This is a genomic window from Aquabacterium sp. (assembly GCF_021768455.1).
In the GTDB taxonomy this organism is placed as follows: Bacteria; Pseudomonadota; Gammaproteobacteria; order Burkholderiales; family Burkholderiaceae_C; genus Aquabacterium.
Genome location: NZ_JAIZVX010000100.1, coordinates 1 through 16364 on the forward strand (window position 1 = coordinate 1; position 16364 = coordinate 16364).

Below are 16364 nucleotides of genomic sequence, written 5' to 3' on the forward strand. Positions count from 1 at the left end.
GGCGCTGCTGGGCAAGCTCAACCAGATGGTGGGGCGCCAGGTGCCGGATTTCGTGCCGACCATCTCGCTGCCCGCCGGTGGCGCAAGCCCTCGCGTCAGCCCGGGCTTGGGCCAGGCCATGCAGGTGGCCGACGAGGTCGTGCGCCGCCACGTCGACACACAGAGCGGCCAGCCCGTGGCCACGCCCGCCGCCCTGCTGCAGGACCTGCAGCAGAACAAGCAGGCCCTGAAGCAGGCGGCCAGCACCCCGGTCGAACGGGCCACCATCGAGATCGTGGCCCTGCTGTTCCAGCACATCCTGATGGAAGAGCGCCTGCCCGCCAGCATCCGCGTGTGGTTCGCCCGCCTGCAGATGCCCGTGCTGCGCGTGGCCGTGAGCGAGCCCGATTTCTTCGCCACCATCAACCACCCGGCGCGCATGCTGATCGACCGCATGGGCGCCTGCGTGATGGGCTTTGCCGGCGATGCCAGCCGCGACGATGGCGACGAGCTCCACAAGGAAATCAAGCGCATCGTGCAGGTGGTCGAGGCCTACCCCGACACCGGTCGCCGTGTTTTCCAGACGGTGTTGATCGAGTTCGAGAAATTCCTCGAGCGTTATTTCCGCGACGAGAACGAGGCCACGCGCAAGGGGGTTTCGCTGGCCCAGCAGGTCGAGCAGCGCGAGACCTGGGCGATCCAGTACACGATCGAGTTGCGCAAGATGCTCGATGGCGTGCCGGTGCACGATGGCGTGCGCGAGTTCCTCTTCCGCGTCTGGGCCGATGTGCTGGCGCACAGCGCCGTGCTCACCAGCCCGGCCAGCGACGAGACCAAGGCGCTCAAGCGTGCCGCCGCCGACCTGATCTGGTCGGCCAGCGCCAAGACCTCGCGGGAAGAGCGGGCCGACGTGTTGCGCCGCCTGCCGCCTCTGCTCAAGCTGGTGCGCGATGGCATGGCCCGTGCGGGCCTCAGCGTGGCCAAGCAGGACGAGCATGTGCAGGCGCTCAACGCGGCCCTGGCGGCGGCCTTCTCGGCCCGTTCCGCCACGATTTCCTCGGCCCACCTCAAGGAGGTGACCGAGCGCCTGGAGGCCCTGGACGAGGTCCTGCCCGACCTGGCCAACGTCGACCTCGACGAGCAGACCTTGCGCGACCTCTCCGGCCACGAAAGCAGCGAACTGGAGGTGGTGGCCGAAGGCGGCACCATGCCCACGCCGGCCATGGTCAGCTGGGCGCGCGAGCTGCAGATCGGGGCCTGGTTCCAGCTCGATTACCGCCACAAGCAGGAGCCGGTGCAGCTGGCCTGGCATGGCCTGCAGAAGCAGCTGGCCCTCTTCGTCACGCCTTCGGGCCGGGGTGTGCTGTTCCAGCTCAAGCGCCTGGCGGCCTTCCTGCAGGCCGGTCTGCTGGTGCCGGTGGAAGAAGAATCGCTCACCACCCGTGCCACGCGCGAGGCGCTGGCCAAGATCGATGCGGATCCGCGCCGCCTGCTGAGCTGAGCGTGTCGAACCGAGCCCTGTCATCGCCGCTCGGCTACAATTCTGGCTCCCTTGGGGAGTAGCCTGCCGCCTTCGGTCTCACCGATGAGCGGTCCATGCGTCAACACACTTGGTGCGGTCCACAACCGCCCATGGCGCATGGGGCAAGCGGCCGCGCAGCAGCGTGGCCTCGGCTTGGCAAGACCTTGGGCAACGGCACGCGGCTCAGGGTTGGGCGGCGCGCTGCTTTGCCCATGGTTTGCACACCGCCCAGCCCACGTTTGGATCTCACATGTTGGATGCCCTGTTGGTGTCGTCGTCGGCCGTTGCCCTGGCCGAGATGGGCGACAAGACCCAGTTGCTGGCCTTGATGCTGGCTGCCCGTTACCGCAAGCCCCTGCCCATTGTGGCGGGCATTTTCCTGGCCACCGTGCTCAACCATGCCATGGCCGCTTCGCTGGGCGCCTGGCTCACCCATCACCTGGGGCCCGATGCCCTGCGCTGGATCGTGGGGCTGTCCTTCCTGGCGGTGGCTGGCTGGATGCTGGTGCCCGACAAGGTGGACGAGGACGAGGTGAAGCTGCCTTCCGGCCTGGGCGTCCTGGCCGCGACCACCGTGGCTTTTTTCATCGCCGAGATGGGTGACAAGACCCAGATCGCCACCGTGGTGCTGGCTGCGCGCTACCCGCTGGACTTCCTCCAGGTGGTGTGTGGCACCACCCTGGGCATGATGATCGCCAACGTGCCCGCGGTGTTCGTGGGTGACCGCCTCACGGCGCGCCTGCCCATGGACTGGATCCACCGTGGTTCGGCCCTGCTGTTCGCGCTGATGGGCCTGGGCACGCTGCTCTTCGCCTGACCGGGAGGGCGCGAGCCCCCGCCGGTCAGGCGAGGCCGTGCTCGCGGGCGTGCGCCATGAGCAGGGTCTCGAAGGCCTCTTCCTTCATGGGGCGGCCGAGCAGGTAGCCCTGGGCCTCGTCACATTGGTGGTCGCGCAGGAACTGCGCCTGCTCGGGTGTCTCGACGCCCTCGGCCACGATGCCCACTTCCAGTCGGTGAGCCATGGCGATCAGCGCGGCGGCCAGGCGGCTGTCGCCGGCAGACTGCGGCACGGCGGCGAGGAAGCTGCGGTCGAGCTTGAAGCGGTCGACCGGCAGTTCGCGCAGGTAGGCGAAGCTCGAGTAGCCCACGCCGAAGTCGTCGATGGCGATGCCCACGCCCAGGCCGCGCAACTGGCCCAGCACGTCGGCGGCGCGCAGCGATTCGCGCACCACCACGCTTTCGGTGATCTCCAGTTCCAGCGCCGTGGGCGGCAGGCCGGTCTCGCGCAGCGCGCGGGCCACCACGTCGACGATGTCGGGGCGTTCCAGCTGCACGGCCGACAGGTTCACCGCGATGCGCAGCGGCCAGCCGCTGCGTTGCCGCCACTGCTGGCCCATGGTGCAGGCGCGGTGCAGCACCCATTCGCCCATCGGCACGATGAGGCCGGTTTCTTCCGCCAGGGGGATGAACTCGCCCGGCGCGACCAGCTTGCCTTCGTGCTCCCAGCGCAGCAGGGCCTCGGCGCCCGAGATGCGGCCGCTGCGGCAGTCGAACTGGGGCTGGAAGTGCAGGCGCAGCTCTTCCCGTTCCAGGGCCTTGTAGAGGTCGTTTTCCAGGATCAGCGATTCGGCGGTGGGCGAGGCCATGTGCTCGCTGTAGACCTGCACGCGGTTGCGGCCGCGGTGCTTGGCCTGGTACATGGCCAGGTCGGCATGGCGCATCAGGGTGATGGCGTCGGTGCCGTGCTGGGGGTAGAGCGCCAGGCCGATGCTGGGTGTGACGCGCAGCTCGTGCGGGCCCACGCGCAGCGGCTCGGCAAAGGCCTCGATCACCTTCTCTGCCACGTGCAGGCCATCGGCTTCTTCGCTGATGCGAGGCAGCAGGATGACGAATTCGTCGCCACCCAGGCGGGCGACCACGTCGGAGGTGCGCATGGCCGCACGCAGGCGCCGCGCGACCTCGATCAGCACGTTGTCGCCGATGTGGTGGCCCAGGCTGTCGTTGATCTTCTTGAAGCGGTCGAGGTCCAGGAACATCATCGCCATGGTGAGGTGCTGGCGCTCGGCCAGGCCCAGACTGGCCTTGAGTTGCTCCTGCAGCATGTTGCGGTTGGGCAGGCCGGTGAGGGCGTCGTGCAGGGCCATGTGCTGCACCTGCTTTTCGGCCTCGCGCCGCGAGGTCACGTCGTGGGCCATGGCCAGGTAGCCGCCCAGCTGGCCGTGTTCGTTGCGCAGTTCGGTGACCACGAGTTCGGCCACGATGGGGCGCCCGTCTTCGCGCACCAGGTTCCACTCGCTGGGCAGCCCGGGCGAGGACTTGGCCATGTGCGCCAGCACGCGCACCTCGTCGACGGGGCGGTTCAGGCGCAGGGCCAGCAGCTGGGTGCGCTCGGCGATCTGGTCGGGGTCGAAGAAGCGTTCGGTGGTGCTGCGGCCCACGAGTTCCATGGCGCTGTGGCCCAGCAGGCGCTCACCCGCCGGGTTGATGGCCTGGATCACGCCCGCGGGGTTGAGCACGCAGATGGCATACGGTGCGTTGTGCACGATCACGCGGCGCATCTCGTCGACCTCGTTGAGCTGGCGCTGGGCCTCGACGATGGCGCGCTCGGCGGTTTCCTGGTGGCTCAGGTCGCGAACGATGACGATGAACTGGCGTTGCGATTGGTAGGTCATCGCGCTGACCGAGAGCTCGACCGGGAAGCGCTGGCCGTTTTGCCGCTGGCCCTCGGTGCGGTGGCCACCGATGCGGTCCATGCCCACGCACTGGGCCTGCAGGAAGCGCTCGACGCGGCGGCCCGTTTCGCTGCCCCCCGCCGCCGGCAGCAGCAGGCTGAGGTGCTGGCCGACGATGGCCTCGCTGGGCAGACCAAAGGTGTGGCAGATCGCCTGGTTGACGCTGAGGATGCGACCCGAGGGGGCCACGCTGAGGATGCCGTCTGTGGTGTGGTCGAGGACGGCTCGCAGGCGCTGTTCGCTGTCGGTGGCCTGGCGGCTCATGCGCTCGGCCATGCTTGTGGCCTGGGCCTGGCGCAGGTGGCTGCTGCGCAGGGCCCACCACAGTCCCAGCGAGGCGGTGAATCCCCCCAGCAGCAGGGACAGGGGGTAGGGCTGGGTGCTGGCGTGCACCGGGGCCCGGGTGAAGGTCAGGGACCAGCGCCGCCCGCCCACGTCGACGCTGTTGTGCAGGCGGTCTTCGCTGGCCACCGCCCCGCCCCGGGAGGGGCCGCGGTAGCTCAGGGCGCTCAGCCCGGAGGTGTCGTAGAAGGGCTTAAGGGTGTCGGTGGCGTTGGCCGAACGGGTGGTCAGCTGGGCGATGGGGCCGAGGTCGCGCACCTGCCAGCGCAGGGCTCGCCAGTCGCGGCCGTTGGCCACGTCGTTGAAGAGCGCGTCGGCGCGCAGCACCCCGCTGACCACGCCGCGGAAGGCCTGGCGACGCTCGGCGACATCCCGCAAGGGCATGCTGCGCTCGTACAGCGGCAGGCGGACGGCCAGCCCCAGTGTCGGGCTGCCCTGGAGGAGCAGCCGGAAGGGAGGCGAGGCCCGTGCGGCGCCTTCGTCACGTGCGGCCTGCACGCTGGCCCCGCGCACCGGGTCGGCCAGGATGTCCAGGCCAAAAGCCTGGAGGTTGCCGTCCATCGGGGCCTGGTAGGTGATGGGGAGGTAGGCGTCCCGTGCGGGCCCGGCGGGGTGGATGGCGAAAACAGGGTAGCCCTCTGGCGTCAGGCTGGTGTCGGCACGCACCCGGGCCTCGAAGGCGGCGCGTTCGCCGTGGCGCACCAGCGGGGCCCAGAGCACCGACTGCATGGCCGAGGCGTCGTTGCTGGGGTGCAGCCTCTGGTCGTGCAGCTGGAAGGTGGCGCGGTCGAGGTCGGGGCGGGCCAGGAAGAGGGCCTCGTAGCTGCGCAGCAGGTCGATGTGGTGGTCGAGCTGGCGCGCCAGCTGGCCGCGCACGTCTTCGGTTTCGCGGCGGAAGCGGGCGTCGGCCTCTTCCTGCAGCGTGCCGGCGGCCTGCCACCAGGCCAGGCCGCTGAGCAGGGCGCCCACCAGCAGCACCAGCCAGGCGTGGCGGCTCAGGTGAGGGGTGGGGTGGTCAAGCGGCGCAGTCTCGGTCGGCATCCAGGGTCCTTGTCGCGCCGCGGCCTGGTGGCCGGGCGTGCATGGTCTGGGTATCGGCCGCCTGCGTGCGGCCTTGATCCGAAAATCCCAATGCGGACGGGCTTTACCGAGCCGAAGAGGGAAGATGTCGCGCAGGGCGCGGGGGCCCTGCGGGCGCTCAGCGGCGGCCTTGGGCCATGGCCATCAGGCGCGCCACACGCTCTTCGGTGGCCGGGTGGGTCGAGAACAGGCTGCGCAGGCCATCGCCCGAGAGCGGGTTCATGATCATCATCTGGGCCGTTTCGGGGTGGGCCTCGGCCGCCGCCAGGGGGATGCCCTGGGCGTAGCGGTGGATCTGCTGCAGGGCGCTGGCCAGGGCCTGCGGGTCGCCGCTGATCTCGGCGCCGCCACGGTCGGCCTCGAACTCGCGGGCGCGGCTGATCGCCATCTGGATCAGGCTGGCGGCCAGCGGGGCCAGGATGGCCACGGCGATGCCCGCGAGAGGGTTCTGCGGGCGGCCTTCCGAATCCCGGCCGCCAAAGAACACCGCGAAGTTGGCCAGCATCGAGATGGCACCGGCCATGGTGGCGCTCACGGTGCTGATGAGGATGTCGCGGTGCTTGACGTGGGCCAGTTCGTGGGCCATGACGCCGCGCAGCTCGCGCTCGGTCAGGATGTTGAGGATGCCGGTGGTGGCCGCCACGGCCGCATGCTCGGGGTTGCGCCCGGTGGCGAAGGCGTTCGGGGCAGCCTCGTCGATCAGGTAGACCTTGGGCATGGGGATCTGGGCGCGCTGCGCCAGCTCCTGCACCATGGCGTAGAAGCGCGGCGCCGAGGTGGCGTCGACCTCGCGGGCGTTGTACATCTTCAGCACCATCTGGTCGCTGAACCAGTAGCTGAAGAAGTTCATGCCGAGGGCCACGACCAGGGCCAGCATCATGCCGCTGCGCCCGCCGATCATCCCGCCAATGGCCATGAACAGGGCGGTGATCGCCGCCATGAGGATGGCGGTTTTCATCATGTTGAACATCGTGTCGGCCCTCCTGAGCCGTGAACGTCACCACCTCATGGTGGCAGCGGTGTAGATGGGGTGCCCGCCCCGAGGTTCAAGCCAATGACGCGGGCAGGGCCGTGCTTTGCAAAAATTCACGCACGCCCTGGCGTTTGCCGCCCGGCTTCTGCAGGGTGTGCAGGGCCAAGGCCTGTTCGCCACAGGCCACGATCAGGGTGTCGCCCTGGGCCTGGAGCAGCTCGCCGGGGCGGCCGCTGGCGGGCACCACGCTGGCGGCCCAGACCTTGATCGCCTCGCCCGGCTTGCCGCCCGGCAGGGCAAAGCTGCAGCCGGGAAACGGGTCGAATGCCCGCACGCGGCGCGCGATCTGCACGGCAGGCTGCGACCAGTCGATCGCGGCCTCGGCCTTGTCGATCTTGTGGGCGTAGTTCACGCCGGCTTCGGGTTGGGGCGTGGCCTGCAGCGGGCCGGCCGCAGCCTGGGCCAGGGCCTCGACCACCAGGCGCCCGCCCAGGGCGGCCAGGCGGTCGTGCAGCGCGGCGGTCGTGTCTTCTGCCCCGATGGGCTCGCGGCCCACCAGCAGCATGTCGCCGGTGTCCAGGCCAGCGTCCATCTGCATGATGGTGATGCCGGTTTCGGCGTCACCCGCTTCGATGGCGCGGTGGATGGGCGCCGCACCGCGCCAGCGCGGCAGCAGCGAGCCGTGGATGTTGAGGCAGCCCAGGCGGGGCAGGTCGAGCACCCACTGGGGCAGGATCAGGCCGTAGGCGGCCACCACCATCACATCGGGCTGCGCGGCCATCAGGGCATCGCGGGCCGACGTGGCCTCCTCCGGGAATCGGCCATCAAGCCGCAGGCTGTGAGGCTGGGCCACGGGGATGCCATGGGTCAGCGCCAGTTGCTTCACGGCCGAGGCCTGCAGCTTCATGCCGCGGCCGGCCGGGCGGTCGGGCTGGGTCAGCACCAGGGGCACGGTGTGGCCGGCGGCCAGGATGGCGGCCAGGGCGGTGCTGGCGAATTCGGGCGTGCCGGCATAGGCCACGCGCAGGGATGCGGCCTGCCCCATCAGCTGGCCTGCTCGTCGCGTGCGCGCTTGACCATCTTGGTTTTGATGCGGTTGCGTTTCAGGGGCGAAAGGTATTCGACAAATACCTTGCCCAGCAGGTGGTCGAGTTCATGCTGCACGCACACCGAGAGCAATTCATCGGCGTCGAATTCATAACTCTGGCCGTCGCGGTTGAGGGCGCGCACGCGGATGCGTTCGTGCCGCTCGACCTTGTCGTAAATGGTGGGCACCGACAGGCAGCCTTCTTCCCAGATGATCATTTCCTTGCTGGCCTGGATGATCTCGGGGTTGATCAGCACCAGGGGCTGGTTGCGCTCTTCGCTGGTGTCGATCACGACCAGGCGGATGTGGCGGTCCACCTGGGTGGCGGCCAGGCCCACGCCCTTGGCGTCGTACATGGTTTCCAGCATGTCGTCGACCAGCTGGCGGATGGTGTCATCGACCTCGGTCACGGGTTTGGCGACCTTGTGCAGGCGGGCGTCGGGATACTGGAGGATGGGCAACAGGGCCATGGCGTGGTCTGGAATTCAGCGGGTGGGATGTGGAAGCAGCGCAACGGGCGGTTTGAGCAGGCTCAGGTTTCCGGCCGTAACACGTGGCAATTCTCGTTGCGACCGCCTTCGTTTTGCGGGCAGAATCAAACGATCATTGACCAGATTTTGCCGAATCTGGGGAATCCTTGTTCACGGACATCCCTTCTTCAAGGGTATCGGAGACTGTTTACATGACCCAGCGATCGCTGAAGAAGGGGCTGGCCATCGGCTCGTCCAGCTTGCTGTCGAGCCCCGCCTTGCGCGTGTCCCTGCTGGCCGGTCTGAGCCTGCTGGCCACCAGCGTCGCCCAGGCCGCCGAGCCGAGTTTCCCGATCACGCCCCAGCAAAAGAGCACGGCCCAGCAGGTGGCCCAGGCCGGTGTGCCGCTGTCCGAACTGGCGCCCAACGCCCCCGACAGCCACACCGTCAAGCGCGGCGACACCCTCTGGGACATCTCCAAACTCTTCCTCAAGTCGCCCTGGCGCTGGCCGGAGTTGTGGGGCATGAACCTGCAGCAGATCCGCAACCCGCACCTGATCTTCCCCGGCCAGGTGCTCTACCTCGACAAGCGCAACGGCCGCGCCGTGCTGCGCCTGGGCCAGCCGGTGGGCGGCAGTGGCGACGTCAAGCTCAGCCCGCGTGTGCGCGAAGGGGGCCTCTACGACGCCATCGCCACCGTCCCGATGCACCTGCTGGAGTCCTTCTTCAACGAGGCCGTCATCCTGGAAGACAGCGACCAGCTGCTCAAGGCCCCCCGCGTGGTGGCCACTCAGGAAGGTCGCGTGATGTTGGGCCGGGGCGAAACCGCCTACGTGCGAGGTGAACTCGGTGGCCGCCGCGACTGGCGCCTCTTCCGCGAACCCAAGCCCCTGCGCGACCCGGTGACCAAAGAAGTGCTGGGCTACGAGGCCCAGTACGTCGGCACCCTGAGCCTGACGCGCGAAGGCGCCGAGGGCACGGGCGCCGATGGCCAGCCCCTGGTGATCCCGTCGACCTTCACGGTCAACAGCATCCGCCAGGAAGCCGGTGTGGGCGACCGCCTGGCCCCGGTGCCGGCGCGCGAGTTCGACAGCCTGGCCCCGCACGCGCCCACGGGCGAGGTGTCGGGCGCGATCGCCGGCATCTACGGCGGCGCGCTGGCCGCCGGCCAGAGCGCGATCGTGTCGCTCAACCGGGGGGCCCGCGACGGCATGGAGCGCGGTCACGTGCTCGCCCTGTGGCGCGACGGCCGTGTGGTGCGCGACATGACCCTGGACACCAAGCCCGAGATCAAGCTGCCCGATGAACGCCAGGGCCTGCTCTTCGTGTTCCGGGTGTTCGAGCGCACCTCCTACGCCCTGATCATGTCGGCCGATGACATCATCAAGGTTGGCGATCGCTTCACCCAGCCGTGACGCGCGCACTGTGAACCGTCGGGTCCGATGAGGGCCTGACACCTGCCCGAGGGCGGACGGCCAGCGCACCAAGAGGCGCGGCCGCCCAGCAAGCCCGGGCGAAGGGGCGGCCCACATGCTGCGCAGCCCCGGTCTTTTGGATGCCAGGGATGGACAAAGACGAACTGGGCGCCTGGCTGCGCCTTTTGCTCACGCCCCATGTGGGCCCCACGCTGGCGCGCAAGCTGCTGGCGGCGCTGGGGTCGCCGCAGGCCGTGTTCGAGGCCTCGGCCGACACCCTCGCTCGCCTGGTGGGCTCGCGCGAGGTGGCCTCTCTGCGCAGCGAACCCGCCGACCTGGCCGCCCAGCTCGCGGCCACGGAGGCCTGGCTGGCCCAGCCGGGATGCCACCTGCTCTCGCTGGCCGATGCGCGCTACCCCGCCGCCTTGCTGGAGGTCGGCAACCCGCCGCTGCTGCTCTTTGCCCAGGGCGACCTGAGCCTGCTGCAGCGCCCGGCCGTGGCCGTGGTGGGCAGCCGCCATCCCACGGCCCAGGGGCAGGACAACGCCCGCGCCTTTGCCCAGGCCCTGGCCGAAGCGGGCGTGCCGGTGGTCTCGGGCCTGGCCCTGGGGGTGGACGCGGCGGCCCACGAAGGCGCGCTGGCCGCGGTGGTGGGCGCATCGACCGTGGCCGTGGTGGGCACGGGGCTGGACGTGGTCTACCCGCGGCGGCACGGTGGGCTGCAGCGCCGCATCGGCGAGCGAGGGCTGCTGCTCAGCGAGTTTTTGCTGGGCACACCGGCGCTCGCGCCCAACTTCCCCAAGCGCAACCGCATCGTGGCGGCCCTGGCGCGCGGCACCCTGGTGGTCGAGGCGGCGGTGCAGTCGGGTTCGCTGATCACCGCCCGCCTGGCCAGCGAACTGGGACGCGAGGTGCTGGCCATCCCGGGCTCCATCCATTCGCCCCAGTCGCGTGGCTGCCATGCGCTCATCAAGCAGGGCGCCAAGCTGGTCGAGACGGCGCAGGACGTGCTGGAAGAGCTCAAGCTGGGCGTGCAGGTGCCGCAACTGGGCCAGCTGTCCCTGCCCGACGATCCGCCCGAGCCCGCACCCGATCCCGACCCGGTGCTGCGCGCCATGGGCTTCGACCCGGTGAGCCAGGAGGCGCTCTCGGCGCGCACCGGCTGGGGCCCGGCCGAGCTGGGCGCGCACCTGCTCGAACTGGAGCTGATGGGGCAGGTGGCCCGCCTGCCGGGGCAGCTCTTTCAGCGCCTGGCTGCGGCCTGAGCCACCGACTGGCGCCCGCGGGTGCTACAACATCGGCCGTGAGCACCGAACCGACCCTTTCAAACACCGCCACCGTGGTCAAGGACCTGGGCCTGGTGGACTACGCCGCCACCTTCGCCGCCATGCAGGCCTTCACCGAGGCGCGTGGCCCCGAAACGCCCGACGAGCTCTGGCTCTGCCAGCACCCGCCCGTCTTCACGCAAGGCCTGGCGGGCAAGCCCGAGCACGTGCTGCTCAACCCCGAGGGCGCTGGCCACATCCCCGTGGTGCAGAGCAACCGGGGTGGGCAGATCACCTTCCACGGGCCCGGCCAGGTGGTGGCCTACCCGCTGCTGGACCTCCGCCGCCGTGGCTATTTCGTGAAGGAATACGTCTACCGCATCGAAGAGGCCATCGTCCGCACGCTCATGCACTTCGGCGTCACGGGCCACCGTGTGGGCGGCGCACCCGGCATCTACGTGCGCCTGGCCGACCCCTTTGCCCACGGCGCGCTGCAAACCCCGGCCGATCCGCGCGACCCCTTCCGGGGCCTGGGCAAGGTCGCCGCCCTGGGCATCAAGGTGACGCGGCACTGCACCTACCATGGCCTCTCGCTGAACGTGGGCATGGACCTGTCGCCCTTCCAGCGCATCAACCCCTGTGGTTACGCAGGTCTGGCCACGGTCGACCTGGCCTCGCTGGGCGTGCAGGTGGGCGCCGACGAGGTGGCGGCGGTGCTGGCGCAGCAGCTGGTGCAGCGCCTGGCGCCCTGATCGGCTAAAGTGGCGGGCTGGCCGCGCCACACGCGCCGGCCAGCCCTGACGCGGCAGCCTACCCGGCCGCCTCCCGCCACCCCGTGGACCGCGGCTCACTTGCTGCGGGCCCACCGCCATGCGAGCCCATCGCAGCCCACACGCTTTCGCGCCATGACCACTGATCGCTCTCCGTCCGCCGCCCCCGTGTCCGCCCCTGGCGAAGCCGCCTACGACGCCACCGCCAAGCAAAAGGCCCAGGCCAAGACGGCGCGCATCCCCATCAAGATCGTGCCCGCGGGCGAGGTGCTGAAGAAGCCGGACTGGATCCGCGTCAAGGCGGGCTCGCCCACCACGCGCTTCTACGAGATCAAGGAAATCCTGCGCGAGCACAAGCTGCACACCGTGTGCGAAGAGGCCTCGTGCCCCAACATCGGTGAATGCTTCGGCCACGGTACGGCCACCTTCATGATCATGGGCGACAAGTGCACGCGCCGCTGCCCCTTCTGCGACGTGGGCCATGGCCGCCCGGACCCGCTCGATGTGAACGAGCCGGCCAACCTGGCCAAGACGATCGCGGCGCTCAAGCTCAAGTACGTGGTGATTACCTCGGTGGACCGCGACGACCTGCGCGACGGCGGTGCCGGTCACTTCGTCGAGTGCATCAAGCAGGTGCGCGAGCAATCTCCCGCCACGCGCATCGAGATCCTGGTGCCCGACTTCCGTGGCCGTGACGACCGCGCCCTCGAGATCCTCAAGGCCGCGCCGCCCGACGTGATGAACCACAACCTGGAGACCGCACCCCGCCTGTACAAGGAAGCGCGCCCGGGTTCCGACTACCAGTTCAGCCTGAACCTGCTCAAGAAGTTCAAGGCCCTGCACCCCGACGTGCCGACCAAGAGCGGCATCATGGTGGGCCTGGGCGAGACGGACGAAGAGATCCTGCAGGTGATGCGCGACATGCGCGAGCACGACATCGACATGCTCACCATCGGCCAGTACCTGGCGCCTTCGGGCCACCACCTGCCGGTGCGCCGCTACGTGCACCCCGACACCTTCAAGATGTTCGAAGAAGAAGCCAAGAAGATGGGCTTCACGCATGCGGCCGTGGGCGCCATGGTGCGCTCCAGCTACCACGCCGACCAGCAGGCGCTGGGTGCCGGCGTGGGTGTGAATGTCTCGAACTGAGAGAGAAAATCTCGAAGTGGGCGAGAAAAATCTCGAAGAGGCGGAGAAAAACAGAGGGTGAGCAAGGATGCTCGCCAGTTCAAGCGGGCGGGCGCTGGCGCGTTTGTTCGTATCAGGTTAGGTGCTGCCGGTCAGACGTCACCGCAGAATGCCGACGTGAATTGAGGTCGGCACCCGCACTGCTAAGTGCTTGCTGCCATGCCCAATGAAATCACGTCAGCTTGGCGCAGGCCTATGCTGACGCTCTTGTTAGGCTCTCCTTTAGATGTTCGGAGCAGTCCCTTAGCAATCTAGACAGCGAACCAATATAGCGATTAACCGAGAATGCGAACTGACGAGCGCGCGGAGTGGAGGTCAATTCGCGCTTGATCCGTGCGTCGGCTAGCACGGATGGCGTACCGATTTCGCGAAATGCTAGATCTTTGATTGGCAACGCGGAACTGCCAGCAAGAAGCGGTGCATCCAAAAGGGAGCGAATCAACTCGATAAAAGAGTCCCAACCTGGAAGTTGGATCTCTTGGCTCTCGTCAGGGCGACCTGCGTGAAGAGCTGCCTGTAGTCGTTTGCGAAGTTCATATCCTTCCCGGCCACCCCAAATGTAGTTTCGCAACGACCGCTGGAAGTCGTCTACTTTCATTGCAGGATCAAACAAGGTATTGAAATCCCGGACTATGCCCGCAATCAATGTGATGGCTTGGCTAACCACGATCCCATACAACATCCTGTGTTCTGGTTTGGAGACATCAAACTCGCCCTCTGCTTGTTTCAGTTTGGAGAGCAGGGATCGGAAGCCAGTAGCTGGGTTCTGCTCAAAAGCTGCTTCGCTCGTAAGGTATTCGACGAGGGCTGCGATGCGCGGAAACTTGGTGCGCATATCCCACAATGAATCCCATGCACTCAAGTTATCCAAGTAGGTGATCTGCTCAACGTAGTCGCTTGATGAAGCTTGAGCGTACTGATCAAACAGCTTCTCCGAGAATAGATGGACGCCAACTTTGCTTGCTGCGAGCCGATGCCCTTGTGGGGCGGCCTTGACAAGGATTACGAATGCTTCGTCCGCAGCAACAAGGCGCAGAAGACCAGCGGCCCACAACGCCCGATTTACGCCGCTGGTCTTTGCCAGCGTTTTGCAATCGAAAACTAGTCGCCGAGTGGGTGCTTGTCCTGCGGGGCGCACACCAAGTACATCAGCATCTGTGATGTCCGATATGGATTCAGATGTGTCGCCGGAAAACCTGACGCGGCACTCCATATAGGGCACGTAGCCGTGCGCAACGCAGTAGCGGATGGCCTTCTGCTTTTGAACTGAGTCTTTGATCATTTGAGATCGAGAAAAAGTTGTTCCATTTCGGCCTTGGCTTGTTCATCAAGGGCGGGGCGCGGCGTTTGCCTTAAGGCTGTGGATGCCAAAATTGATTGAACGTACGACTCGTCCCGCTGAAGAGCGATGCGCGCGTCTTCAGAAACCCCTGCCGACAAGGGTTCGCCGGTTTGGAATATTTTTATTGCGTCGTTGACTGCTTGAATGTTTTCAGGTGTTTCAATCAGATGAAATTGGTGCCATCCAGAGCTTCCCGTAGACACAAGCCGTCCGATTCTGAGGGTGACTAGATTGGTGTACTGCAGCGCAGCTTCGGTGCTGGCGCGAATTTTCTTGTTGTCACGAAGGGTTTCAAGCAATCTAACAGGCGAACGAATTGCAAACTTGCTTGGAAGCAGTTGTCCCTTGCGAACTGCAGCGACTATTGCCATGGTCCGCTCATAGATCTCTCTCGCAGCGCCGTCCATTGCGCGGCCGCCAGGCATCGGTGTGAATACAAAATGCTCGTCAGTGTTGGACGCTGTATTCCGGAGGCTTGGTGGGCGAAGTACTCCATCGGCAACCATCTCGCGGAGTAATTGCAGCTCCGATGCGGTGAGTTTAGTCCCGTTGATCTCGCCGGAGCTTATGATTAGGGAAAGTGGCCAGCCTTGAGCTTTCTTGAGAAGATCAAGGACACGTTGGACTCCGCGAGCTCCCCCTGCCGCTGCGTGACTTGCTAGCGCGTCTAGGCTGTCAGCAAAGTAGAAGGGACTAACCAAAACGTCTTGCCCCCTGGCTCGCTTCGGAAGGACTAGGCCGCCGGTCTGGGTGATGAGCTCGACCCGTGCAAAAACTTGCTTCGGCGCCCCTAGTCTTCCGATGAGGGTGTCTCTCTTTTCTGGCTTGCTTTTAAGTTCGTTCAAGACAGCAATGGCGACTTCCTCGTGTTCGTTGAGACTGATCGTCCCAACGTAGTCGCCTAGGCCGCCGTAGACCGATGAGAAGTGAGGTACGTTTGGAATGATGGAGTTGAGCGTCTTGCCCGTCGTCACTAGTTGGACGTAGCCAACCTCAGCGAGGATTTCCAAGACTGGCTGAAGTGCAAGTGCAGGGATGTCGAAGTAGTGGTCTGCAACGGGCCTAAGCACCTCTGCCCGAATCTCACCTAGTCCTCGAATATTCAAAGCCAGCTTGCCGGCCATCCCAATCAATGGAAGATGGGCGAACTCGGGCACGCTAGCGCGAGCCAAGCCCACTTGTAAGTCATGTGCGAACTCCGCTTTCACCTGATTCGAGGTCACAGTCATGTCCTGCCCTTAATGCTTTTGGTAGCCTAAATTCTATTGCCGAAAGTTTATGCAAGGCGGCGATGGCTGCAGTCCTGTGGTCGCCCGCATAGGTTCGTTTGCCGTCGCTTAAGTTTGGTGTCCGTGGATATGTGTGACCTAGGATTTGAGTTCGCAATCGCCGCAATACGGTCTGTGCGATTTTGACGACTTGAGTGCATAGGCCGAGCAACTACCTTGTTGATGGGGTAGCCCTGTATGTATTGGCGCTGTATCGCTGAAGACGCAGGATCCTCGAGCTCTCTAAGCCTGCGCATGCCGCTCAGCGGCTTGAATGGCATCTGACGGTACCGCCATCCTCAGGCTTTCACGGAATTGCTCCGCCGGGGCCTCGTGCACCACCTCGACCACCGCGTCGTAGTTGGCTCTGATCACTGCCTCGATCTCCCGAATGTCCGCACGGAAGAACTCCTTGCGTCCATTGACCTTGTTCAGACGCCCCGTCGAGAACCTCTCGTGCAGCTTGGCCTCCAACGATGGCGCGTTCTCAGAGAAGACCATTGCGTGGACGTCGAACCAGAAAGGCACCGACGCATCGCCCAGTTCGTCCACTCGTTCCATCGGGTCCAGGCGCCGGGTCATCCCGATTTTGTATATGCCCTCGCCAAAAGCGCCGACGTTCGAGATCACGTAGACATAGCCAGCCTTTGCGTTCTGCTCTCGGTAGTCGATGAGCTTTTCCTCGCTGTCAAGCGCTGTCTTGCGGGCTTCGATTTCGGCGATTTTTTGGGTCAAGGCGGCACGATCCTCGTCGCTTGATGACTTGTCAAGGCGAGCCTGAAGGTCTTTGAGTGCCGCTCCGAAATGCTTGCGCTCTTTGCCAATGCGCTCACGTGTTGGCGCCGACCGAAAACTGAGCCACTTATGAGGGGTGTGCCGATCTAAAACTGAGCCAGGTGTTCAACCTACTCTGCTGCTTTTTGATGCAGCG

The 16364-nt window shown here is 66.2% G+C and carries 13 protein-coding genes; 6 read left to right on the forward strand and 7 right to left on the reverse strand.

Annotation, left to right across the window (positions count from 1 at the left end):
- A partial coding sequence (locus QZ994_RS13410) for a DUF1631 family protein (RefSeq protein ID WP_290872379.1) occupies positions 1 to 1480 on the forward strand: 1480 nt, incomplete at its 5' end.
- A 274-nt stretch (positions 1481 to 1754) separates the two neighbouring features.
- Positions 1755 to 2318 carry a TMEM165/GDT1 family protein gene (locus QZ994_RS13415; RefSeq protein ID WP_290872413.1) on the forward strand — a complete coding sequence of 188 codons (564 nt, stop codon included), beginning with the start codon at positions 1755 to 1757 and terminating at the stop codon, positions 2316 to 2318.
- 25 nt (positions 2319 to 2343) lie between these two features.
- Here the strand turns inward: QZ994_RS13415 and QZ994_RS13420 are convergent, their stop codons facing one another.
- The 4 genes from QZ994_RS13420 to def all read right to left on the reverse strand — a co-directional run bounded on the left by QZ994_RS13420 (position 2344) and on the right by def (position 8185).
- Entirely contained in the window at positions 2344 to 5616 is a 3273-nt protein-coding gene (locus tag QZ994_RS13420; protein ID WP_290872382.1) for an EAL domain-containing protein, read from the reverse strand.
- A 157-nt stretch (positions 5617 to 5773) separates the two neighbouring features.
- Positions 5774 to 6625 carry a zinc metalloprotease HtpX gene (htpX, locus tag QZ994_RS13425; protein ID WP_290872385.1) on the reverse strand — a complete coding sequence of 284 codons (852 nt, stop codon included), beginning with the start codon at positions 6623 to 6625 and terminating at the stop codon, positions 5774 to 5776.
- A 76-nt stretch (positions 6626 to 6701) separates the two neighbouring features.
- Positions 6702 to 7655: a methionyl-tRNA formyltransferase gene (fmt, locus tag QZ994_RS13430; RefSeq protein WP_290872416.1), complete on the reverse strand. Its 954-nt coding sequence runs from the start codon at positions 7653 to 7655 to the stop codon at positions 6702 to 6704.
- 17 nt (positions 7656 to 7672) lie between these two features.
- Positions 7673 to 8185, reverse strand: coding sequence for a peptide deformylase (gene def / locus QZ994_RS13435; RefSeq protein ID WP_290872388.1), 513 nt, complete (start codon positions 8183 to 8185; stop codon positions 7673 to 7675).
- Between the two features lie 212 nt (positions 8186 to 8397).
- Here def and QZ994_RS13440 point away from each other — a divergent pair, with 212 nt between their 5' ends.
- The 4 genes from QZ994_RS13440 (at position 8398) to lipA (ending at position 12784) form a co-directional block, all read left to right on the forward strand.
- Positions 8398 to 9600, forward strand: a complete 1203-nt coding sequence (locus QZ994_RS13440) for a LysM peptidoglycan-binding domain-containing protein (RefSeq protein WP_290872391.1) — start codon at positions 8398 to 8400, stop codon at positions 9598 to 9600.
- Between the two features lie 149 nt (positions 9601 to 9749).
- Complete coding sequence (gene dprA, locus QZ994_RS13445; protein ID WP_290872394.1) at positions 9750 to 10865, forward strand: DNA-processing protein DprA; 1116 nt, start codon at positions 9750 to 9752, stop codon at positions 10863 to 10865.
- Positions 10866 to 10903: 38 nt separating this feature from the next.
- Entirely contained in the window at positions 10904 to 11617 is a 714-nt protein-coding gene (gene lipB / locus QZ994_RS13450) for a lipoyl(octanoyl) transferase LipB (RefSeq protein WP_290872397.1), read from the forward strand.
- A 153-nt stretch (positions 11618 to 11770) separates the two neighbouring features.
- Positions 11771 to 12784, forward strand: coding sequence for a lipoyl synthase (gene lipA, locus QZ994_RS13455; protein WP_290872400.1), 1014 nt, complete (start codon positions 11771 to 11773; stop codon positions 12782 to 12784).
- 232 nt (positions 12785 to 13016) lie between these two features.
- On the opposite strand, the gene QZ994_RS13460 is transcribed toward lipA, so the two are convergent.
- From QZ994_RS13460 to QZ994_RS13470, 3 genes are all read right to left on the reverse strand, one after another.
- Positions 13017 to 14105 carry a hypothetical protein gene (locus QZ994_RS13460; RefSeq protein WP_290872404.1) on the reverse strand — a complete coding sequence of 363 codons (1089 nt, stop codon included), beginning with the start codon at positions 14103 to 14105 and terminating at the stop codon, positions 13017 to 13019.
- Positions 14102 to 15394, reverse strand: a complete 1293-nt coding sequence (locus QZ994_RS13465) for a hypothetical protein (RefSeq protein ID WP_290872407.1) — start codon at positions 15392 to 15394, stop codon at positions 14102 to 14104. Before QZ994_RS13465 ends, QZ994_RS13460 begins: the two co-directional genes overlap by 4 nt.
- A gap of 282 nt (positions 15395 to 15676) precedes the next feature.
- On the reverse strand, positions 15677 to 16168 hold the full coding sequence (locus QZ994_RS13470; RefSeq protein WP_290872410.1) for a GIY-YIG nuclease family protein: 492 nt from the start codon (positions 16166 to 16168) through the stop codon (positions 15677 to 15679).
- Positions 16169 to 16364 lie beyond the last annotated feature (196 nt).